We start from the raw sequence: 20315 nt of genomic DNA on the forward strand, positions 1-20315 counted from the left end.
CAGATATCGAAACCGTGTGCAAGCTTCGGTTTCGACAATCATCGAACTCGACAGACTTCGAAACTGTCTCGCCTTTATCCGGAGGAGCCGTGCCCACTCAGCTCGACAGCCTGCCCATTGCCGTCATCGGCGCCGGTCCGGTCGGCCTGGCCACCGCCGCCCACCTCGCGGAGCGCGGCCTGCCGTTCGTCGTCCTGGAAGCCGGCGAAGAGCCCGCCGCGGCCATGCGTCAATGGGGCCACGTCCGGTTGTTCTCCCCATGGCGTTTCAACATCGACGCTGCCGCCGCTCGTCTGCTCGCCGAGGCCGGATGGGTTCACCCGGACGACGACAAGCTGCCGACGGGTGCTCAGCTCGCGGAGAACTATTTGCAGCCGCTCGCCGACCTCCCCGCCGTCAAGCCTCATGTGCGCTACGGCAGCCGCGTCGCCGCCGTTACCCGGCTCGGGCTCGATCGGCTCCGCAGCGCCGGCCGCGCCGGCGCGCCGTACCTGATCCGGCTCGCGACCGGCGAAGACGTCCTCGCCCGCGCGGTCATCGACGCCTCCGGCACCTGGGACTCCCCCAACGTGCTGGGCGCCTCCGGCATACCGGCTCACGGCGAGAGCCAGGCTTCCGCGTTCATCGAAAGCGCGCTTCCGGACGTCCTCGGACGCGACCGGGACCGCTTCGCCGGGCGCCGCACTCTGGTGGTGGGTGCCGGGCATTCCGCCGCGAACACTCTCCTCGTTCTGGCTGAGCTTGCTCAGCAGATATCCGGAACAACCGTGACGTGGGCGATCCGCACAGCCTCGCCGGGGCGCACTTACGGCGGCGGGACGGCCGACGCGCTCCCCGCACGTGGCGCGCTCGGGACCCGTCTCCGGGAGCACGTCGAGGCGGGCACCATCACCGTTCTCACCGGCTTCCAGGTCCAGGCCGTCACCGAGATCACCGACGGCGTCGAGGTCTCCGACGGCACGCGCACCGTGACCGTCGACCGGATCGTGTCGGCCACGGGCTTCCGCCCCGACCACACCATCACCGGCGAACTCCGCTTGGATCTCGACCCGATCATGGGCTCCACCCGGGCACTCGCCCCGCTGATCGACCCCAACCAGCACTCGTGCGGCACTGTTCCGCCGCACGGCGTCGACCAGCTCGCCCACCCGGAGCCCGGCTACTACGCGATCGGATCGAAGTCTTACGGCCGCGCCCCCACGTTCCTGATGGCTACGGGATACGAGCAGGCGCGCTCTGTCGTCGCGGCGCTGGCCGGCGACTGGGAGGCCGCCCGGGACGTCCGCCTCGATCTGCCGGCGACCGGCGTGTGCTCCAGCAGCGTGCCGCTCGATGCCGAGAGCATCGACGCCGCGTCCGAGGGCTGCTGCGGCACTCCCGCCGCCGAGCCGGCCGGCCGGGGACTGGCCACCGGCGTCGAGGGCGGCCTGCTTCGGGCGCCGCTGGCCGTGATCACAGCGTCGCCGCGGTCGGATGAGCAGTCCGGCCGCTGCTGCGGCTGAGTAGTGGGAACTTCGCACCTGATGGCTGCCGGCCGGTCCGCCGGCAGCCACCGCGGCCGGATGATCGTCGGAGCGCTGGCGGTCACCCAGACCGTCGGCTACGGCACGCTCTACTACGCGTTCTCGGTCTTCCTGGTTCCCCTCGCCACTGACCTGAACGCCTCCACCACGGCAGTCACCGGCAGCTTCACCGCCAACGTGCTCGCGTCCGCCGCACTCGCCATACCCGTTGGCCGGTGGCTCGACCGGCACGGTGGCCGAGCACTGATGACGGCCGGCTCCACGGCCGGCGCACTGCTGCTGGCCGCCTGGTCCCAGGTGGATGCTCTGTGGCAGTTGTACGCGGTGCAGATCGGCATCGGGATCGCCTCCGCCGCGTGTCTCTACGAGGCGGCCTTCGCCGTCATCATCGCCTGGCACACACCCGCGAAGCGGTCCATGGCGCTGCTCGCCCTGACCGTCGTCGCGGGGTTCGCCAGCAGTATCTTCCTGCCCTTGACCGGCTGGCTGGTCAACCAATACGGCTGGCGCGCGGCATTGCTCATTCTCGCCGCCGTTCAAGCACTTCTCACCATCCCCGCCCACGCGACGGTTCTCCGGCCGGCACCGGGCCGACCGGCCGACGCGCGCCACCGTCCCCTCCGTCTCAAGGCCGTTCTTGCCGATCGCCCCTTCTGGCTGCTCACTCTCGGCTTCACCGCGCACAGCGCCGCCGTGGCCACTGTCGGAGTGCTCCTCATCGCGGCGCTCGTCGACTGGGGTCATTCCCCCACTTTCGCCGCCACCGTCGCCGGCCTTTTCGGCGTCCTGTCAGTCACCGGCCGTCTCGTGACCACCGGCCTGCAACGACGCTTCCGCACCACAATCGTGGTCGCCGCGATCTTCGCTCTGCAAGGCTCGGCCGCGGTCGTCCTGGCCCTGGCCGGACGGAACGCGATCGCCGCTGTGGTCGCGGTGACCAGCTTCGGCCTGGGCTTCGGTGTCGGCAGCATCGCCAAGCCACTGCTGCTCGCGGAGCGATACGACACCCGGAGATACGCCTCCATCGCCGGTGTTCTCGTCGTACCGATGACCATTGCCAAGGCCACCGCTCCACTCGCCGGCGCGGGACTGCACGTCCTGAGCGGCGACTTCGCCGGGGTCTTCCTGGCAACCGCCGCAACGTGCGCCGTCGGAGCCGCGGCCATCGCCGCCGTACCTCGTCCGCACTACTACCGCCCGCCTTGTCACAAGCGGGCGATGCGCTCCTCTACCTCGGCTCGCAGGTGCTCCGACATGCCCTCGGCCTCCAGCAGGCGCGGGAGGGAGGCTGGGTCGAACATGTAGATGGCGAAGGCCTCGGTGACGGTCATGCCGCGGGTGGGGCGGTGGACGACTGTGATGGCGTCGCCGGCCTGGACCGGGCCGGGGGTGACCACGCGCAGGTAGGTGCCGGTGCGGTTTTCCCGGGCGAAGCGTTTCAGCCACTGCTTTTCGCCGCCCATCTTGGCCTGGAAAGTGGCGCACGGGATACGGCCGAAGGTGGGGGACAGTTCCAGCGTGTCACCGATTCGCCATACCTCGCCGATCTGGGTGGTCAGGAGGTCGAGGCCGGCTGTGGTCAGGTTTTCGCCGAACATGCCGTCGGGGAGGGTCCGATTCAGTTCCTTCTCCCAGAAGGCGTAGTCCTCGCGGGAGTAGGCGTACACGGCCTGGTCGTCGCCGCCGTGGTGTTTCGTGTCGCCGATCTCGTCGCCGACCACGCCGCTGTGCAGGCCGGTGCGGCGGGGGCCGGGGGCGCGCACGTCGACGGGGTGGGTGACCGGCTCCTTGTAGATGCCGGTTTTTCCGACCTTCTTCGCCGGGTTGGGGCGCATCGCGCCGACGTTCACCGAGAGGACCTTGCCGTCTGTCATGCCGCGAACTCCAGGATTACTCGATCTTCGACGGGACGGTAGCCCAGCCGCTGGTACAGCCGGTTGCTGGTCGGGTTGGCCGCGTCGGTGTTGAGCACGACCTCGGTGACGCCGGTGGCCTGGGCCGATCGGGTGGCGGCCACCGTGGCGCCGGCCGCGTAGCCGTGGCCGCGGTCGGCCGGCGGGGTGTAGACGATCAGCACGCGGGCCATGCCGGAGTCGGGGCGGGAATGGCTCGCCATCGCGACCGGGCGGCCCTCGTCCTCCCAGATCAGCTGGCCGCCGTAGCCGATGCGGTCGTCGATGACGTCGCCGAGACCGCTGAAGCCCTCACCGCCGGTCTCCGCGTAGAACGCCTCGTGCCACTCCATCAGCAGTTCCCGGTCGGCCGGCGTGGCCAAGCGCGCCCGGCCGGGTGGGGACGGCTCGGTCAGGGACTCGAGGCGGTACAGCCGGGTCCGGCGTCCCTCGGCGGGCCGGTGTCCCGTGCGCCGCTGCCAGGCGGCGGCCAGGATCTCGGCCGCCTCCGCCGGGAGATTGACTTCCGATGCTTGCGGTACGGCCTCCGCGGCCTCCGGCGGGACGGCGCTGACCAGCATCGGGTGCGGCGGCGTTCGCAGGAACACCCCGTCGACGGCGCCTGACGCCGTACGCCAGTAACCGAACAGCGGATCCGATGGCCCGAACGCCCGGAGTCCCCGGCGCCGCAAGGCGTCGACGATCGTGAGAAACACCGTGTGCTGAACCGGCCGGGCGGAGAGGAAGTCCCCCGCGGCCGTGGCGAATTCGTCGAGGTCGTTCGTCAGCCGCCAGCTCATCCTGTGATCCTCGCCAGCGGCCGCCGCGCCCGCACCCGAATTTAGAGGCCCCACGCCTTCGCTATCCGGGTCAGGGAGTCCTGACGGGTGGCCGGGTCGTAGACCGTGCCGGCCAGCATCAGCTCCTGCGCCCCGGTGCGCTCGACCAACTCGTCGAGGGCGGCGACGACCTCCTCGGCGGTGCCCGCGTACTGCGTGCCGGGCAGCGACTCGAGCAGGCTCCGGTCGAGGTCGCTGAGCTCGACCGCGGCCGCCGCCTCGGGTGTGACGATCGGGCCGAGGCGGCCGGTACGCAGGCTCAGCGCCATGATGCGGCTGGGGCCGGCCAGGTACTGCGCCTCCTCGGCCGTCTCGGCGGCGATCACCGAGGCGCTGACCATGGCCCACGGCTCGGGGTGGCGCGGCGACGGCGTGAAACCGGCCCGGTAGAGGTCGAGCGCCTTGTCCACATCGGAGCTCATCGCGAAGTGGTACGCGTAGCAGAACGGCAGGCCGAGGGCAGCCGCGACCTGAGCGCCGTAGGTGGAGGAGCCCAGCATCCACACTTCCGGGTAACTCTCGGCGACCGGCGTCGCCCGCAAGGATGACGGCTCGATGCGGTCGTCGCCGAGCAGCGACAGGACCGTCTGCAGGTGGTCGGGGAACTGCTCGACGGTCAGGTACGGCGAGACGCCGCGCAGCGCGGCCGCGGTGGCCTGGTCGGTGCCGGGGGCGCGGCCGATGCCGAGATCGACCCGGCCGGGGAAGAGCGCCTCGAGGATGGCGAACTGCTCGGCGACCACGAACGGCATGTGGTTGGGCAGCATCACGCCACCCGATCCGACGCGAATCGTTGTGGTTTGTGCGGCCACCGCACCGATCAGCACCGGCGGTGAGGTGGACGCGACGGCCGGCATGTTGTGGTGCTCCGCGACCCAGAAACGGGCGTAGCCCAACTGGTCGGCGGTCTGCGCGATCTCGACCGTGCCACGCAGGGCATCCGCACTGGAATGCCCCTCACGCACAGTGGCCAGGTCGAGGACGGAAAGTGGGACACGGTCCGCGGTGGTCACGATCCGACCCTACCGCGCCGGTCGCCGGGTCGACCTGTGACCAGGTCATCGGTGTCCTCCGGCTCAGCTCCCAACCCAACTTGATCGCCGACCAGCGACTGGAGCAGCAACTCATGGTGTCCTCCACCATCGAAGTCCGGGAAGCCCCGGCCACTCCGCCCGCCCGCCGGGCCGAGGGGGGCCACATCGGCTTCCGGCCGGACATCGAGGGTCTCCGGGCCATCGCCGTGACACTGGTCGTGCTGAGCCACGCGGGTCTCAGCACATTCGCCGGCGGGTACGTCGGCGTGGACGTCTTCTTCGTCATCTCCGGCTTCCTGATCACCACGCTGCTGCTCAAGGAGCTGAACAGGACCGGAAAGATCTCACTGCCGGGCTTCTACGCGCGCCGGGCCGTCCGCCTGCTGCCGGTCTCGACGGTCGTCGTGGTCGCGACCATCGTGGCCGCCTGGCTCTTCGTGCCGGCGACCCGGTTCACGTCGATCACGATGGACGGCCTGTTCAGCACCTTCTACGGCATCAACTGGCGTCTGGCGTACGAGGGGACCGACTACCTCAACGCGACGGCCGCCCCCTCGCCGTTGCAGCACCTGTGGTCGCTCGCCGTCGAGGAGCAGTTCTACCTGGTCTGGCCGCTGCTGCTGCTCGCCGTCGGTGCCGGCGCGCGCGGGAACCGCCGGGCCGCGATCGCGCTGAGCGCCCTGGTCGTGGTCTCGCTGATCGTCAGCGTGCAGCAGACGGCCGGCGCGGCGCCCTGGGCCTACTTCGGTTCGCACACCCGGGCCTGGGAACTCGGCGCAGGGGCGCTGGTCGCGCTGGCGGCCGGGCGTCTGGGCCGTACCCCCGAAGCGCCGGCGGCGGTGTTGACCTGGGGCGGCCTCGCGGCCGTGGTCGCGGCGGCCGTGACCTACGACGAGTCGACACCCTTCCCGGGCTCGGCCGCGCTGCTCCCGGTGCTGGGCACGGCCGCCGTGATCGCCGGCGGCACCTCGGCCGGGAGATGGGGCGCGGGCCGGGTCATCGGCACGGCGCCGTTCCGGTTCATCGGCAAGCTGTCCTACGGGTGGTATCTCTGGCACTGGCCGGTCCTGATGATCTGGCCGCTGGCCTTCATGCGCGACGCCGGCGTCACGTCGAACCTCGTGGTCGCGGCCGGTGCGCTCGGGCTCGCCTTCATCACGTACCACCTGATCGAAAACCCGGTCCGGACGCGCCCGGCGCTGCGCTCGCGGGCCCGCCGCGGCCTGGCCCTCGGCCTGATCCTCTCGGCCGGGGTGGCCGCCCTGACGCTGATCGCCGGGCAGTTCACACCGCCCGTCCCGACCGGGGCGGCCACAGTCGACACCGCGGCCGAGCTGGCCCGGGCGGCCGACCCGCAAGCCCGGCTCGCCCAGCTGATCAGCGGCTCCATCCGCGCCTCGCGCCTACCGGACAACCTGACGCCGAAACTGACCGAGGCGCGGGACCTCAACCCCCGCCCCTACGGGGACCGCTGCCACCTCGGCTACGGCGAAAGCGAACAGGACAGGGCCTGCGTCTACGGCGATCCGAACGGCGCCCGGACGATGTACCTGATCGGTGACTCGCACGCGGCACAGTGGTTCCCGGCGGTGGAGGGTGTCGCCCGCGGGCACGGCTGGAAGCTGATCGCGCTGACCAAGGCGGCCTGTCAGCTGCCGTCGGTGCTCAACTTCAACACGGTGCTCGACAAGCCGTACACCGAATGCGTCGCCTGGCGCGACCAGATCCTCGACCGCGTCGCCGCCGACCAGCCCGACCTGGTCGTCATGGCCTCCAACGACCTGGACAACGGCGGCATCTACGACGCGCACGGCCGGATCATCGAACGTACCGGCCGCCAGGACGACCCGGCCTGGGTGAGCGGCTGGCAGAAGACGTGGGCCCGGCTCGCCGGCGTCACCAAGGTGCTGCTGCAGGACACCCCGTACCCGGCGGACGTGGCGCCGGAGTGCGCGGCGACGAACCCGCGCCAGATCTTCAAGTGCGACCGCTCGGCGGTACGGGCCATCGCCGAGCCGCGACGGCGCGCGATGGTCGCCGAGCAGGCCGCGAAGAACGGCATCCGGGTGATCAACCCGACGCCGTGGTTCTGCGCCGACCGGAAGTGCCCGATCGTGGTCGGCAACACACTGGTCTACAAGGACGACAACCACATGTCGCTGCCCTACTCGCGGGCGCTCACCCCGGTCCTGGACGAGGCACTGTTCCCCACTGGGCGCTAGCCGCGCCGCTGCTGGTGGCGGATGGCCTGGACGCCGACCGTCACCGCGGCGAGGGCGGCGCCCGGGGCCAGCAGCCAGACCGGCCACGGGTAGACGTCGCCGTCCACAGTGGCGGCGACCAGGCCGAAGACCACCAGGTTGACGGTGGCCAGGGCGGCCCAGATGGTCCAGAGCACCATCATCGCGGTCGGCAGCCGGCGCGCCTCGCGGCGCTGCTCGGCGTCGCGCCGGGCGCGGACCTCGGTCGCGCTGAGGCCGGGGCGTGGCAGGTCGGTGAGGAGAAGAAGCAGTTCCTGGTACGTCTTCGAGCCGTACGCCGAACGCACGCGGTCGTCATACTCGTCGAGACTGAGGCGGCCCTCGTCGAGGGCGGCCTTGAGCTGTTCGGCGACCTTGTGACGGTCGGCGTCGGCGGCACGCATCGTCTCGATGTCGGTCCGAACCTCTTTCGTCATCGGACACTCCTTATACGCACCCCCGCCGACCGGGTCAGGCTAACGGAGGAACACCACGATGAGATACAGCGACATAGCGGCCCGCAACCGCGCGGCGTACGGGCCGGACGCCGCCGCCGACCGCGACACGTTCGCCAAGGAGCCGTGGAAGCTGTCCGAACGCTCGGCGTTCCTGTCCCGGCTCCGCGCCGCGCGGGCGTCGTCACTGCTCGAGGTGGGTTCGGGCACAGGTCAGGACAGCGCCTGGTTCCAGTCCGAGGGCCTGGACGTGACGGCTGTCGACATGTCGCCGTCGATGGTGGAGAGGACCGCGGCCAAGGGCGTACGGGCGTACCCGAGAGACGTCCTTGACCTGGGCTTTCCGGCCGAGTCGTTCGACGCCGTCTGGTCGATGAACACGCTGCTGCACGTCCCGACGGACGCCATGGACGAGGCGCTGGCGTCGATCTGCTCGGTGCTGCGCCCCGGAGGGCTGTTCCACCTGGGTGTCTTCGGCGGGAAGCACGAAGAGGGTGTGATGGCCGAGGACCATCACACCCCGCCCCGCTTTTTCGCGTTTCGCACCGACGAGCAGATGCTGTCGCTCGCGGCCCGCCACTTCGAGATTCTTGATTTCCATGTGTACGCGGTGGGCGTCCGCTACCAGTCGCTGACGCTGGTCCGCCCGGTTCAGTGGTGATGGTGGTAGTGGTGCGCGACCGCGTGCCCCTTGCCCCGCGAGATCATCCACCGGTTGACCGGCACGGTGACCACGAAGGCGATGGCGAGCGCCACGATCAGGCTCCCCCAGAAGAGCGGGTCGCCGAGGCCGGCCTCCATCGCACCCGGGATGACGAGTAGCGCGGCGTTGTCGACCAACTCCATCACCGCGATGGAGACGGTGTCGGCGGCCAGAGCGACGCCGAGCGCCCGCTGGAACCCGACGCCCGCGGCCAGCACCGGCCGGATGGCCAGCGTGTAGCCGAAGAGGAAGGCCAGCACCACGGAGAGCGCGATGGTCGGCCCGGTTCCCCAGCCCAGCGCCGTTCCGATCACCATGCCCAGGATTTCTCCGATGGCACAGCCGGTGAGGCAGTGCAGGGTCGCCGAGATCGCGGACCGGGTCAGTTCCTTCGATGCCGTAGACATGACCCGACCATACCCCCTGGGGGTATGGTCGGGTCAATGGGTCACTGGCTGATCGTGTTGCGACCCGGGCCACCGAAGAGCCGGTCGGTGCCGGTGCCGCCGACGACGACGTCGTTGCCCTGGTCGCCACTGAGGAAGTCGTTGCCGCTCTCGCCGTACAGCTTGTCGTTGCCCTCGTCGCCGTGAATCAGGTCCTTGCCGGCGCCGCCGTAGAGGCGGTCGTCGCCCTCGAAGCCGTGGAGCTGGTCGTTGCCGGCGCCGCCGTAGGCGACGTCGTGGCCCAGGTTGCCCATGATGGTGTCGTTGCCGGCGTCGCCGTAGATGGTGTCGTTGCCGGCCAGGCCGTACAGGAAGTCGTCACCGGCCCCGCCCAGGATCTTGTCGGTGCCGTAACCGCCCACGACGGTGTCGCCGCCGGCGCCGCCGGAGAGCCAGTTGCTGCCGTACGCGTCGGTGAGGTGATCGTTGCCACCGCCACCGGACAGCGTGTCGTTGTCGGTGCCGCCGATCAGGGTGTCCGCGCCACTGCCGCCCCACAGGATGTCCTGGCCCGAGCTGCCGTCGGCGTACATGCGTACGGACGTCTTGTTCTGGACCTTGTCGTTCTTGTCCTCGAGCAGAACCCGGATCTGACTCGCCGGCCGGGGAGTCGTGCAGCGGACCTTGGTGGCGTCGCCCTTGACGGCCTGGCAGCCCTTCCCGGCCTTGACGGCGACCCGGTCGTCGAGCGTGACGGTGCGGCCGGAGATGGTGAGGACCAGAGAGTTGGCCTGGCCGAGACCGGCGGTGAACCGAACAACACTGCCGTCGACCCGGGCCGCGCCGGCCCCCGAGGCGGCCTGCGCCGGAGAGACGAACAGGGCGCTCGCACCGACAGCGGCGGCGGCGATTCCGATGGCGGACAGCGCCTTACGGTTGAACAAGAACATGACAACAACCCCCGTGGTTGATTTCGATTGAGCGGTTTCGTTCACCGCGATGCCGAAATCCTAAGAGGATCAACGTGGCCGGCATCTCACCGATTCGTGCCACCCCTAGATCCCCCGGGCGGGGTCGCACTGAATGATCACCGGATGGACTTCGAGCTGGATCCACCGCGTGGCGTAGGGCCGCTGCGCCTCGGCATGACCGCCGAAGAGGCAACGTCGACAGTGGACACCCTGAACCGGGACCGGCCGAGCGGACTTCGGTTCGATGTGGGTTTCGGGGCGGCCGGCCCGACACTGCACCGGGTCAACGCGATCGAGGTCTGGCGCCCCTCCGTCCCGGACGACGTCGTGCGCTTCCGGGATGTCGACGTCTTCGGGCTCCCGGCCAAGGAGGTCGTCGCACGCATCCGGCGACATGCCGCACTCGAGGAGTTCGAGTCGGGCTCCGGCTACGCGGCGAAGGACCTGTATCTGGCGTTCTGGCGCCCCTTCGTCGCGGACGACGATCCCGGCGAGGAGGAGGGCTACTTCTTCCAGACCGTCGCCGTGGCCCGGCCCGGTTACGGCGACACCCCGGCCGAGGCGGCGGCAAGAATCGCCGCGGGCGGCGAGCCCGGCTACTGAGCGCCGCTCGCCGGGCTCAGACCGGCTCGGTGAGCGGCTGGTCGATCCGGGCCCTGATCTCGGGGCGGAGCGTCTGTAGCGGTCAGACCGGCTCGGTGGCCAGGGCCTGGCGTTGGCGGTCGGTGGCTCGGCGGTCGGCCTGGGCGATGGAGCCGTGCGGGACGGCGGCGACCAGGGCGGCGATCAGCAGGGCCACTGAGGCGAAGACGAAAGCCCACGGGAGGCCGCCGGGGCGGTCGACGATGGCGCCGGCCACGGCTCCGCCGGCGGCGCTGCCCGTCACCGAGACGGTGACGATCCAGGTGTAGGCCTCGTTCAGCATCGACGGCGGGGCCAGGCGGCCCACCAGGTTGCTCTCGACGGTCAGGGCGGGTGCGATCGTGGCGCCGCCCAGGACCAGGGCCGCGCCGAGCCAGAGGGGGCTGGGCATGAAGGCCAGGATCAGGAAGCTCAGGGAGACGCTGGCCAGCAGCCAGGCGAACTGGCGGGGCAGGGGCATGGCGGGGCGGCGGGTGCCGAACCAGATGCCGCCGATGGCGCTGCCCACGCCCCAGATGCCGAGCAGCACGCCGCCCAGGCCGTCGCCGCCGCCGTGGTGGGTGGCGTAGGCGGGGACGATGACGCCGGCCGCGCCGAAGGCTATTCCGAGGGCCACCACGCACAGCAGCAGAGCCGGGAAGCCTGAGACCTTGAGCGGGCCCAGGCCGCGGGCGGCGTCGAGCGCCTCGTGGCGGTGCCAGCGGCGCATGACGGGCAGGCGGGCGATCCACAGCGTGCCGAGCAGCGTGGCGCCGGCGGCGCCCAGCAGGGCCGTGGCCGGGTTGCTGGTGAGGACGATCAGGGCGGCCACGAGCATCGGGCCGAGGACGAAGACCAGCTCGAACAGGGACGTCTCGGCTGCCATGGCGGCGCCGCGCAGGTGGTGGTTGCCGCCGCCGATCTCGGTCATGTCGGTCCAGGCCCGGCGGATGGCGGCGGTCAGCGGCGGGTACGTGGCACCGGCCACCGCCGAGGCCACGAAGATCCACGGCAGGGCGGACTCGCCGGAGCGGCTGGTGAGGACCAGGGCCACGAGCGCCAGGGGATGCAGGATCGCGGTGGCGAAGAGGATCGGGGACGGGCCGATGCGGTCGGCGAGACGGCCGGCGATCGGGCTCACGGCGGCGCCGGCCAGGGCGTACACACCGCCGGCCAGACCCGCCGCGGCGTAGCGGCCGGTCTCCTGCTGGACGAGAAGCAGCAGAGCCAGCGGGGTCATGCCGATGCCTAGCCGGGCAAGGATCCCCACGCTGAGCAGGACCCGTCCGCCCGGCAGGTGCCAAACGCCCAGGTACTGACGCAACGCGGTCACTTCTTCGCTCCCTCAGGTATGTAACGACCGATACGGTCCCCGACCCTAACGCCGGGTGCGGCGGCAACACATCCGAAATCCTGGCGCCGGTGTTGGGAAACACAGCGAGGGGCCGCCCGCTCGCGCGGACGGCCCCTCGGCGGGAACGGGTCAGCGGTACTGGATGGCACCGGCCTGCTGGCGCAGGCGGGCGACGCGCTGCTCCATGGGCGGGTGGGTGGAGAACAGCGACCCGATGCCGCCGCCCTTGAGCGGGTTGGCGATCATCAGGTGCGCGGCGCTGGTGAGGCGGTTGTCGGCCGGCAGGGGCAGGCGCTGAGCCCCGTACTGAATCTTCTCGAGAGCACTGGCCAGAGCCAGCGGGTCGCCGGTCAGCGCGGCGCCGTCGGCATCCGCCTGGTATTCGCGGTTGCGGCTGATGGCGAGCTGGATGATCGTCGCGGCCAGCGGGCCGAGGATCAGCATCGCCAGCAGCGCGGCCGGGTTGGGGCCGTCGTCGTCGTCCGAACCGCCCAGCGGCAGGAAGATCGCCAGCTGCGCGAAGCTCGTGACGATGCCGGCCAGCGCGGCGGCCACGCTCGAGATCAGGATGTCCCGGTTGTAGACGTGGGAAAGCTCGTGGCCGATGACGGCCCGCAGCTCACGCCGGTCGAGCAACTGGGTGATGCCGGTGGTCACCGCGACCGCGGCGTGCCGCGGGTTGCGGCCGGTCGCGAACGCGTTGGGCTGCATCGTCGGCGAGACGTAGAGCCGCGGCATCGGCTGGCCGGCGGCGGTGGCCAGCTCACGGACGATCTGGTGGAGGGCCGGGAACTCGGCCTCGGTGACCGGCTGCGCGCGCATCGCCCGCAGGGCCAGCTTGTCGGAGAAGAAATATGATCCGGCGTTCAGGGCCAGCGAGATGACCACCGCGAACACCAGGCCGCCGCTGCCGCCGAGCCAGTAGCCCGCGCCCAGGATGAGGGCGGTGAGCAGACCCAGCAGAGCGGCCGTCTTGAGGCCGTTGTGATGGCTGGACAACAGAAACTCCTTCGGCATGCGGACCGGGTGAGGTCCGCATTCCATGGAACATCGCCCGCCGGGGAATTCATCCGTCACGGACTGTGAGTTCGCTGAGGAACCCTAGGTCAGGGCGTCGAAGAGCAGCTGTGGGGCGAAGCCGAGGCCCACCGCCACCAGCGAGGCCGCCGCCAGGACGAAGCCGACGGATCGGGACACCGGCCGGCGCGGGTGCGTGGCCGCCTCCAGCAGGGCCGGGTCGGCGACCGAGATGCCCGGCGCCTCGGCTTTTGTGTAGAGCAGCGCCGACACCCGTACGTAATACGCCAAACCGATCACCGCGTTCAGCGCCACCACCCCGGCCAGCCACCCGTGCCCGTTGTCGATCAGGGCGTCCACCACCGTGACCTTGGCGAACAGGCCGGCCAGACCCGGCGGCAGCCCGGCCAGGCCCGCGAAGGCCAGCACCAGCGCCGCCCCCAGCCACGGTGAGCGCCTTCCCGCCCCTCGATAGGCCGTCAGCGACCCGCCGTCCGCGCCCGGCGCCCGCAGGGCCACCACCGCGCCGAAGGCGATCAGCTCCAGCACCACGAAGAAGACGGAGTACGCCGCCGCGGCCGCCACCCCGGCCTCGCCCAGCGCCAGCGCGGCCAGGATGTAGCCGGCCTGGGCGATCGACGACCACGCCAGCAGGCGCACCATCCGGCTCTGCCGGAGCGCGACCAGGTTACCCACAGTCATCGTCAGGACGGCCAGGACGCCGGTCAGCGCGGTCGCGTCGACCCGGGACACGATCGCGGCCAGAGCCAGCACACCGCCCAGCTTCGAGGCCGTCGACAGGTAGGTCGCGACCGGCAGGGGCGCGCCCTCGTAGGTGGCCGGGGCCCACGCGTGCAGCGGCACCGCCGCCACCTTGAAGGCCAGACCGATCACCAGCAGCGCCACCCCGGCGTCGGCCACCGGTGCGAACGGGCCGGTTCCGTCGATGAGGCGGTCGAGGTGCAGGGCGCCGGTGGCCGCGTAGTTCAGGGCCGCGCCGAGCAGCGCGATCGCCGTCGACACGACGCTGATCAGGAAGAACGTGACCGAGGCGGAGGCCGAGGCCGTGCTGATCTTTTCACCGGGCGCGAAGCGGCGCAGGCCGACGAGCAGGTAGAGCGGCAGGGTCAGCGTCTCCACGCCGACGATCAGGGTGATGAGGTCACCGGCGTAGCCGACCACCACGCCGCCGGTCATCGAGCAGGCGAGCAGGAAGCAGTACTCCCCCGCCGGGGCCGTGCCGATCCTCAGGGACGGTACGGACAGCCCGAGTACGCCGACGGTCAGGCCGGCGAAGACGACGGCGGCCACCATGGCCAGTGGGCTCGGCACCCAGGAGCAGGAGGTTCCCGCGCAGAAGGTGCCGGCCCGGGAGCCGCCGACGACGATCGCGCTGACCGCGGTGGCGACGCCGCCGGCCGCCAGCGCGGTGAAGATCGCGGGCCGGGAGGAGAAGAGCAGGTCGGCCAGGAGTACGAGGACAGCGGTGCCCGCCGCGGCGTAGAGCGGCAGCAGCGAGACGTGATCGACAGTCTGCGCCGTCATGGCAGGGCCTCCGTCAGGGCTCGCATGGGTGCGCTCGTCGCGATCAGCACCAGGGCCGGCGCGAGCCCCACGACCAGGGTCAGCACGGCCAGCGGCGACCAGGCCAGCCATTCGCGGCCGGTGACGGCCGGCATGAGGGAGCCCGGTTCGAAGGCGGGGCCGTGGGTCACCCGGCGGAGAAGGCGCAGGAAGTACGCGGCGGTCAGCGCGCCGCCGATCGCCGCGAGCACGGCCAGGGTCGTCCACAGGCCGCCGCCGCGCTGGACCGCGGCCACCACGGCGAAGGCCTCGCCCCAGAAACCGGCCAGGCCGGGCAGGCCGAGGGAGGCGATGGCGGCGAAGCCGAGCAGGCCGGCCAGCCGGGGCGCCGTCTCGCGCAGACCGCCGAGCTGGGACAGCTCACCGGTGTGGGCCCGGTCCTTGATCGCTCCGGCCAGGAAGAACAGGAGACCGGTGATGAGCCCGTGGGCGACGTTGCCGAGCAGCGCCGCCTGGAGGCCGGTCTCGCTCAGGGTGGCGATGCCGAGCAGCACGAAGCCCATGTGCCCGACGCTGGAGTAGGCGATCAGCCGCTTCAGTTCGGTCTGGCGCAGGCAGATCAGGGAGCCGGCCAGGATCGCCGCCACGGCCAGGACGCCCAGCACGGGCGCGGCCTTCTCGGCGCCGAGCGGGGCCACGCCGACGCCGACCCGGATGAGGCCGTAGGTGCCCATCTTGAGCAGCACGCCGGCCAGGATCACCGAACCGACGGTGGGGGCCTGGGTGTGCGCGTCGGGCAGCCACGTGTGCAGCGGCCAGAGCGGGGCCTTCACCGCGAAGGCGATGGCGAGCAGGGTGAAGACCGCGTACTGGGTGGTGCGGTCGAGTCCGGCCCCGCCGGCCAGCTCGGCCAGGTCGGCGCTGCCGGCGGATACCGCGACGGTGACGACGCCGAGCAGCAGGAACACCGAGCCGAACAGGGTGTAGAGCACGAACTTGCGGGCCGCCCGGCGCCGGTCCTCGCCACCCCAGCCGGCGATCACGGCGTACATGGGAAGCAGCACGACCTCGAAGAACAGGAAGAACAGGATGAGGTCGAAAGCCAGGAAGGTGCCGGCTATGCCGGCTTCGAGGACCAACAGCAGGGCGGTCAGGGCACGACCGGAGCTTTTTTGGAGGTACGCCGTGCAGAGCACCGTCAACAGGCCGGTCAACGCGACGAGCGGGTAGGAGACGCCGTCCACGCCGAGGTGGAAGTCGAGGTGCAGCGCCGGGACCCAGGAGACGTCCACCTCGGTCCAGAGGCCACCACCCGACGAGGACCGCGCGAAGGGCAGCAGGATGATCGGCAGGAGCGTGACCGCGGCGAAGGCGGTGCCGGCGATGCGGGCGGTGCGGTCGCGCAGGAGGGCCACGACGGCCGCGCCCAGGGCGGGCAGCGCCACGACGGCGACCAGAGCGACTTGGTAGATCGTCATGAGGCGGCTCCGAACCAGACGGCCACGACGCCGAGCAGCAGGGCGCCGGCGAGGACGGCCACGGCGGCGGCCGGCAGCGGCACCCGGTGGGCCAGGGCCAGCGCGTTCCCGACGCCGGTGGTTCCGGTGCCGGTGCCTTCGACGGCCGCGTCCACCACCTTCTCGTCGGTGGCGGTGACGACTCCGGCGAGCGCGCGTACCGGCCGTACCACCAAGCGGTCCTGAACCGCGTCGAGATGGAAGCCGGAGGCGAACAGCTGCCGGGCCGGGCCCAGCGCCTCGGCCGGGTCGGCCCCGGGCACCGCCCGCCACAGCCACCAGGCCGCGCCGGCGCCGGCCGCCAGCAGCACCAACGGCAGGACGAGGGCGACGCTCAAGTGCGGATCTTCCATCTCGAGGGCGGTGCGGAAGCCGGGCGCGTACGCGACGAGGCCGAGCAGCGCGGCCGGGATGGCCAGGATCAGAATCGGCCAGCGCATCGCGCCCGGCGGGTCGTGCGGGGTGGCCGGCGCGGTGTAGCGGGCGTCGTCGAAGCCGATCTCCCAGTCCGGGCCGTCGGGCCCGTGCGCGCGCGAGATGCCGAAGAAGGCGCGGAGCAGGAGCCGGGTCGCGTACCAGGCGGTGATCGCAACGGCGAACAGGGCGGCCAGCCAGACCACCCAGCCGACCCACACCGGCGCCGTCTCGCCGCCCTCGGTGGCATGGGCGGCCGCGGTCAGCACGTTCTCCTTGGACCAGAAACCCGACAGCGGGGGTACGCCGGCGAGCGCACCCAGGCCCACCACGAACGACCAGAACGTCACGGGCATGTGCTCGCGCAGCCCGCCCATCCGGGACAGGTAGTTGGTGCCGACCGCGTGGATCACGGCACCGGCCGCGAGGAAGAGCAGCGCCTTGAACGCGGCGTGGGTGAGCAGGTGGAACAGGGCGGCGGCGGGCGAGCCGACGGCGAGCGCCCCGGTCATGTAGCCGATCTGGCTGACCGTCGACCAGGCGAGGACGCGCTTCAGGTCGTCCTGCGCGGTCGCGCTGAGGGCGCCGAGCAGGATCGTGACGGCCGCCATGACACCGAGCGTGGCCAGCGCGGCCGGCGACTGGTCGTAGAGCGGGTAGAGCCGGAAGACCACGTACACACCGGCGGCGACCATCGTGGCCGCGTGGATCAGCGCCGAGATCGGCGTGGGGCCGGCCATCGCGTCGGGCAGCCAGGTGTGCAGCGGGAACTGGGCGCTCTTGCCGGCCACGCCGGCCAGGATCAGCAGCAGGGCGGCGGTGAGGGTGCCGCTGGAGTAGTCGTGAGTGAGCAGGTCGGCGATCCGCGAGGTGCCGGCCCCGGCGATCAGGATCGCGACGCCGAGCAGGAATCCGACGTCGCCGACGCGGGTGACCAGGAACGCCTTCACAGCGGCGGCGGGCGCCTCCGGCAGGCGGCGGTCGTGGCCGATCAGCAGGTACGAGCAGGCGCCCATCACCTCCCAGCCGACCAGCACGCCGATCAGGTCGCCGGACGTGACGACCAGCAGCATGGCGCCGGTGAAAAGGCTGATCTGGGCCGCGTACGGGGCGTAGCGCGGATCGTCGTGCAGATAGGCGACCGAGTAGATCTGCACGAAGAGGGCGACGGTGGCGACGGCGAGCGCGACATAGAGGGCGGCGACGCCGGCGCTGAAGCCGATGGTCAGGTCGATGCCGCCGATGCTCACCCAGTGTGTGCTCACGTCGATCGGCTTGTGCGCGAAGAGCAACAGGCCCAGGGTCACCAGCAGTGCGGCGGCGGCCCCGGCGATACCGAGGGTGGCGGCCGGGCGGCGTCGCTCACCGTCGCCCGGAGGCAGCAACAGTCCGATCAGGCCCAGCAGCAGCGGCACGCCGGGAATCAAGGCGGCGATCACCCGGTCACCCGCTCTTCGTCCTCGTGCTCGTGCTCATGGAGCGCGACGTCGTCGAGCACCACGGCGCGGCGCAGGCGGTAGTACTGCAACACGATGGCCAGGCCGACGCCGACCTCGGCGGCCGCGATGACGATGATGAACAGCGCGAAGATCGCGCCGGCCTTGGGCTCGGCGGCGGGATAGGCCCAGGCTTCCGGTTGGACGCCGGTGAGCGTCGACTTGATCGACGCGTCGGCCGCGACCAGGATGAGATTGACCGCGTTGAGCATGAGCTCGACCGCCATGAGCACGAGGATCGCGTTACGCCGGCGCAGCACGCCGTAGACCCCGAGGGCGAAGAGCAGAGCGGCGATCACGTACGGGATGACGGCGTGCATCAGGCGTCATCCCCCTTCGGAAGCTCGCGCGGGGGCGGTGGCAGGGCCGGCTGCTCCTCGTCGGGGATGGGCTCACCGACCGTGTTCTCCACCTTGCGCGGGCCGGTGTCGGGCGGGGGTGGATCCTCGCCGCCGAGCGTCGGGCCGGCCTCGCGGGCGCGGAAGACGACGTCGTGGGCCTGCTGCCGGAGCAGTTCGTCGCGGGTCATCTCCGAGGGGTCGCGGCGCTGGTCGGGCTGAGCCTCGACCACGGTGGCGACGTTCTGCGCGGCGCCGTTCTCGGCGGCGGCGGCCTGGTTGGCCGCGGCGACCTCAGCCGCGTGCTGGGCGCGGACGCGGGCCTGGGCGGCGGCCTGGCGGGCGGCGATCCGCTCCAGGCGGGCGACCACCTCGGGCGACTCGTCGATCGGGCTGGGCGGCGGCGCGACGGCGGCCGGGTCCGGGCCGCCGCGGGCGCCGATGTCGGGGCGGGAGAGGACGATCGCGCCGACCAGGGCGGCCAGCAGCAGGATCGAGAGCACTTCGAACGGCAGCACCCAGGCGCCGAAGATCTGCTCGCCGACCCGGCGGCCGGTGCCCGGCGGCGGCAGCTCGTAGCGGGTCCAGCGGAACGCGTCCATGAGCAGAACGGACAGTCCCAGGCCGACACCGGCGCCGATCAGGGCGGCCGGCCCGGCCGGGCGGTCCAGGTCGGGTGAGGGACCGATCGGCGCCCGGGTGAGCATGACGGCGAACAAGAGCAGCACGACGACGGCGCCGACATAGACCAGAACCTGCACCCAGGCGACCAGTTCGGCGCCGAGCACCAGGTAGAGGCCGGCGATCGCGCCCAGGCTGACCACCAGGTAGAGGCCGGCCCGGACCAGATGGGTGCTGGTGACGACGAGGGCGCCCGAACCGACCGCGATCACGCCGAGAGCCAGCATCAGCGCGTCCGCGACCGTCACTTCTCCGGCTCCGCGTTCGGCCGCTGCGCGGTGGGGCGCTCGGTCCGGCGTACCGAAGGCCTGGCGGTCTTGGCGGCAGTGGCCGCACCCGGACCGGCGGCCTTGCGTTGCGCCGTGGCCTCCTCCTTCGAAGGCTCGCCGAGAACATCGTGGGCCGGCGGCGGCGGAACGGTGCGCATCCACTCGCCCAGCCGGTCCTTGTCGTGCAGCAGGTCGAGGACGTCGACCTCGGAGTATTCGAACTCGGGCGTCCAATGCAGCGCGTCGAACGGGCAGACCTCGATGCAGATGCCGCAGTACATGCACAGCGAGAAGTCGATGTCGAACCGATCAAGCACGTTGCGCTGACGCGCCCGCGCGGCGCCCGGGACGACGACCTCTTCCTTGTGCGAGTCGATGTAGATGCACCAGTCCGGGCACTCGCGCGCACAGAGCATGCAGACGGTGCAGTTCTCCTCGAGAAGAGCGATCACACCGCGGCTGCGCGGCGGCAGATCGGGCTCGACATCGGGATACTGCTGAGTGGTGGACCGCTTGGTCATCGTCTTGAGCGTGACCGCGAGCCCTTGGACCAGACCCTTACCGGGCGTGCCGCGCTCCCCGTCGTCACTCACAAAGAGACATCCTGCCCCGTCCGGCCGAGTGACGCGAGCACACCCCCACCAGATCTTCCGGTACGGTGAACGCGGCAGGAAATACCGGGAGGCGATTTATGAGCGCTATGACCAGCGACACGCCCCCGAAGGACGACTGGACCTCCAGCGATCTTGAGCAGTTTCCCGAGGATGGCGTGCGCCGCGAACTATTCGACGGAGCAATGCACGTGACCCCTGCTCCATCTAGCATCCACCAGTCCTTAGCTCTGATCTTGGGTGCCACGCTGACGCGTGGCTGCCCTGATCATCTATTTGTCAGTCAGTCGAATGAAGTCGAGCTGACGACGGATCGGGTCTACATTCCCGACCTTCTAGGCCGTGTTTCGTAGTGCGCGGAGCCATTGGTTGATGGCGGCGATGGTGAGGGTGGCTTCGTAGCGTACGGCGAGTTTGTCGTACCTGGTGG

The 20315-nt window shown here is 71.1% G+C and carries 18 protein-coding genes and 1 pseudogene; 5 read left to right on the plus strand and 14 right to left on the minus strand.

Annotation, left to right across the window (positions count from 1 at the left end):
• The first annotated feature begins 89 nt into the window (after positions 1-89).
• Both ACGFJ7_RS10670 and ACGFJ7_RS10675 read left to right on the plus strand, forming a co-directional pair.
• Positions 90-1502 carry an FAD-dependent oxidoreductase gene (locus ACGFJ7_RS10670; RefSeq protein WP_392641948.1) on the plus strand — a complete coding sequence of 471 codons (1413 nt, stop codon included), beginning with the start codon at positions 90-92 and terminating at the stop codon, positions 1500-1502.
• A 21-nt stretch (positions 1503-1523) separates the two neighbouring features.
• Positions 1524-2828: an MFS transporter gene (locus tag ACGFJ7_RS10675; RefSeq protein WP_392641950.1), complete on the plus strand. Its 1305-nt coding sequence runs from the start codon at positions 1524-1526 to the stop codon at positions 2826-2828.
• On the opposite strand, the gene ACGFJ7_RS10680 is transcribed toward ACGFJ7_RS10675, so the two are convergent.
• Genes ACGFJ7_RS10680 through ACGFJ7_RS10690 form a run of 3 tightly spaced genes read right to left on the minus strand, consistent with a single transcriptional unit; the run spans position 2729 to position 5267 of the window.
• Positions 2729-3397, minus strand: a complete 669-nt coding sequence (locus ACGFJ7_RS10680) for an MOSC domain-containing protein (protein ID WP_360245663.1) — start codon at positions 3395-3397, stop codon at positions 2729-2731. The two genes, ACGFJ7_RS10675 and ACGFJ7_RS10680, sit on opposite strands and share 100 nt — an antisense overlap.
• Positions 3394-4215, minus strand: coding sequence for a GNAT family N-acetyltransferase (locus ACGFJ7_RS10685; RefSeq protein ID WP_392641952.1), 822 nt, complete (start codon positions 4213-4215; stop codon positions 3394-3396). The genes ACGFJ7_RS10680 and ACGFJ7_RS10685 overlap by 4 nt, the downstream gene beginning before the upstream one ends.
• A gap of 41 nt (positions 4216-4256) precedes the next feature.
• A complete protein-coding gene (locus ACGFJ7_RS10690; RefSeq protein WP_360245669.1) occupies positions 4257-5267 on the minus strand; it encodes an LLM class flavin-dependent oxidoreductase in 1011 nt (336 codons plus the stop codon).
• Positions 5268-5380: 113 nt separating this feature from the next.
• Here ACGFJ7_RS10690 and ACGFJ7_RS10695 point away from each other — a divergent pair, with 113 nt between their 5' ends.
• Positions 5381-7510, plus strand: a complete 2130-nt coding sequence (locus tag ACGFJ7_RS10695) for an acyltransferase family protein (RefSeq protein WP_392641955.1) — start codon at positions 5381-5383, stop codon at positions 7508-7510.
• On the opposite strand, the gene ACGFJ7_RS10700 is transcribed toward ACGFJ7_RS10695, so the two are convergent.
• On the minus strand, positions 7507-7965 hold the full coding sequence (locus ACGFJ7_RS10700; RefSeq protein WP_360245675.1) for a DUF1707 domain-containing protein: 459 nt from the start codon (positions 7963-7965) through the stop codon (positions 7507-7509). The two genes, ACGFJ7_RS10695 and ACGFJ7_RS10700, sit on opposite strands and share 4 nt — an antisense overlap.
• 58 nt (positions 7966-8023) lie before the next feature.
• Here ACGFJ7_RS10700 and ACGFJ7_RS10705 point away from each other — a divergent pair, with 58 nt between their 5' ends.
• Positions 8024-8644, plus strand: a complete 621-nt coding sequence (locus ACGFJ7_RS10705) for a class I SAM-dependent methyltransferase (RefSeq protein ID WP_392641957.1) — start codon at positions 8024-8026, stop codon at positions 8642-8644.
• On the opposite strand, the gene ACGFJ7_RS10710 is transcribed toward ACGFJ7_RS10705, so the two are convergent.
• Entirely contained in the window at positions 8635-9093 is a 459-nt protein-coding gene (locus ACGFJ7_RS10710) for a DUF4396 domain-containing protein (protein ID WP_392641959.1), read from the minus strand. The genes ACGFJ7_RS10705 and ACGFJ7_RS10710 overlap by 10 nt on opposite strands.
• Positions 9094-9134: 41 nt before the next feature.
• A complete protein-coding gene (locus tag ACGFJ7_RS10715; protein ID WP_360245684.1) occupies positions 9135-10022 on the minus strand; it encodes a calcium-binding protein in 888 nt (295 codons plus the stop codon).
• Between the two features lie 144 nt (positions 10023-10166).
• Here ACGFJ7_RS10715 and ACGFJ7_RS10720 point away from each other — a divergent pair, with 144 nt between their 5' ends.
• Positions 10167-10646, plus strand: coding sequence for a hypothetical protein (locus tag ACGFJ7_RS10720; RefSeq protein WP_392641961.1), 480 nt, complete (start codon positions 10167-10169; stop codon positions 10644-10646).
• 82 nt (positions 10647-10728) lie between these two features.
• On the opposite strand, the gene ACGFJ7_RS10725 is transcribed toward ACGFJ7_RS10720, so the two are convergent.
• From ACGFJ7_RS10725 to ACGFJ7_RS10760, 8 genes and pseudogenes are all read right to left on the minus strand, one after another.
• A complete protein-coding gene (locus ACGFJ7_RS10725) occupies positions 10729-11997 on the minus strand; it encodes an MFS transporter (RefSeq protein WP_392641963.1) in 1269 nt (422 codons plus the stop codon).
• Between the two features lie 150 nt (positions 11998-12147).
• Complete coding sequence (gene htpX, locus ACGFJ7_RS10730; protein ID WP_392641965.1) at positions 12148-13035, minus strand: zinc metalloprotease HtpX; 888 nt, start codon at positions 13033-13035, stop codon at positions 12148-12150.
• An 84-nt stretch (positions 13036-13119) separates the two neighbouring features.
• On the minus strand, positions 13120-14580 hold the full coding sequence (locus tag ACGFJ7_RS10735) for an NADH-quinone oxidoreductase subunit N (RefSeq protein ID WP_392641967.1): 1461 nt from the start codon (positions 14578-14580) through the stop codon (positions 13120-13122).
• Positions 14577-16037 carry an NADH-quinone oxidoreductase subunit M gene (locus tag ACGFJ7_RS10740; RefSeq protein ID WP_360245699.1) on the minus strand — a complete coding sequence of 487 codons (1461 nt, stop codon included), beginning with the start codon at positions 16035-16037 and terminating at the stop codon, positions 14577-14579. The genes ACGFJ7_RS10735 and ACGFJ7_RS10740 overlap by 4 nt, the downstream gene beginning before the upstream one ends.
• The gene (locus ACGFJ7_RS10745; protein ID WP_392641969.1) at positions 16034-17929 is read right to left on the minus strand and encodes an NADH-quinone oxidoreductase subunit L; all 1896 of its coding nucleotides are present in this window, start codon (positions 17927-17929) and stop codon (positions 16034-16036) included. Before ACGFJ7_RS10745 ends, ACGFJ7_RS10740 begins: the two co-directional genes overlap by 4 nt.
• Positions 17926-18306, minus strand: coding sequence for an NADH-quinone oxidoreductase subunit NuoK (nuoK, locus tag ACGFJ7_RS10750; RefSeq protein ID WP_360245705.1), 381 nt, complete (start codon positions 18304-18306; stop codon positions 17926-17928). The genes ACGFJ7_RS10745 and nuoK overlap by 4 nt, the downstream gene beginning before the upstream one ends.
• Positions 18307-18695: 389 nt before the next feature.
• Positions 18696-19253: pseudogene (locus ACGFJ7_RS10755) on the minus strand (NADH-quinone oxidoreductase subunit J); the annotation flags it as partial.
• Positions 19250-19867 (minus strand): NADH-quinone oxidoreductase subunit I, encoded by a 618-nt coding sequence (locus tag ACGFJ7_RS10760; protein ID WP_360245708.1) that lies wholly within the window; start codon positions 19865-19867, stop codon positions 19250-19252. The pseudogene ACGFJ7_RS10755 and the gene ACGFJ7_RS10760, both read right to left, overlap by 4 nt.
• Between the last annotated feature and the right edge of the window lie 448 nt (positions 19868-20315).

It is taken from the genome of Actinoplanes sp. NPDC048988 (assembly GCF_043197815.1).
In the GTDB taxonomy this organism is placed as follows: domain Bacteria; phylum Actinomycetota; class Actinomycetes; order Mycobacteriales; family Micromonosporaceae; genus Actinoplanes.

Bases quoted from the DNA above. Each gene is read 5' to 3' on its own strand.
- ACGFJ7_RS10675 (WP_392641950.1), top strand. From the start codon at position 1,524: ATGGCTGCCGGCCGGTCCGCCGGCAGCCACCGCGGCCGGATGATCGTC.
- ACGFJ7_RS10680 (WP_360245663.1), bottom strand. From the start codon at position 3,397: ATGACAGACGGCAAGGTCCTCTCGGTGAACGTCGGCGCGATGCGCCCC.
- ACGFJ7_RS10685 (WP_392641952.1), bottom strand. From the start codon at position 4,215: ATGAGCTGGCGGCTGACGAACGACCTCGACGAATTCGCCACGGCCGCG.
- ACGFJ7_RS10695 (WP_392641955.1), top strand. From the start codon at position 5,381: ATGGTGTCCTCCACCATCGAAGTCCGGGAAGCCCCGGCCACTCCGCCC.
- ACGFJ7_RS10700 (WP_360245675.1), bottom strand. From the start codon at position 7,965: ATGACGAAAGAGGTTCGGACCGACATCGAGACGATGCGTGCCGCCGAC.
- ACGFJ7_RS10705 (WP_392641957.1), top strand. From the start codon at position 8,024: ATGAGATACAGCGACATAGCGGCCCGCAACCGCGCGGCGTACGGGCCG.
- ACGFJ7_RS10710 (WP_392641959.1), bottom strand. From the start codon at position 9,093: ATGTCTACGGCATCGAAGGAACTGACCCGGTCCGCGATCTCGGCGACC.
- ACGFJ7_RS10715 (WP_360245684.1), bottom strand. From the start codon at position 10,022: ATGTTCTTGTTCAACCGTAAGGCGCTGTCCGCCATCGGAATCGCCGCC.
- ACGFJ7_RS10720 (WP_392641961.1), top strand. From the start codon at position 10,167: ATGGACTTCGAGCTGGATCCACCGCGTGGCGTAGGGCCGCTGCGCCTC.
- htpX (WP_392641965.1), bottom strand. From the start codon at position 13,035: ATGCCGAAGGAGTTTCTGTTGTCCAGCCATCACAACGGCCTCAAGACG.
- ACGFJ7_RS10735 (WP_392641967.1), bottom strand. From the start codon at position 14,580: ATGACGGCGCAGACTGTCGATCACGTCTCGCTGCTGCCGCTCTACGCC.
- ACGFJ7_RS10740 (WP_360245699.1), bottom strand. From the start codon at position 16,037: ATGACGATCTACCAAGTCGCTCTGGTCGCCGTCGTGGCGCTGCCCGCC.
- nuoK (WP_360245705.1), bottom strand. From the start codon at position 18,306: ATGCACGCCGTCATCCCGTACGTGATCGCCGCTCTGCTCTTCGCCCTC.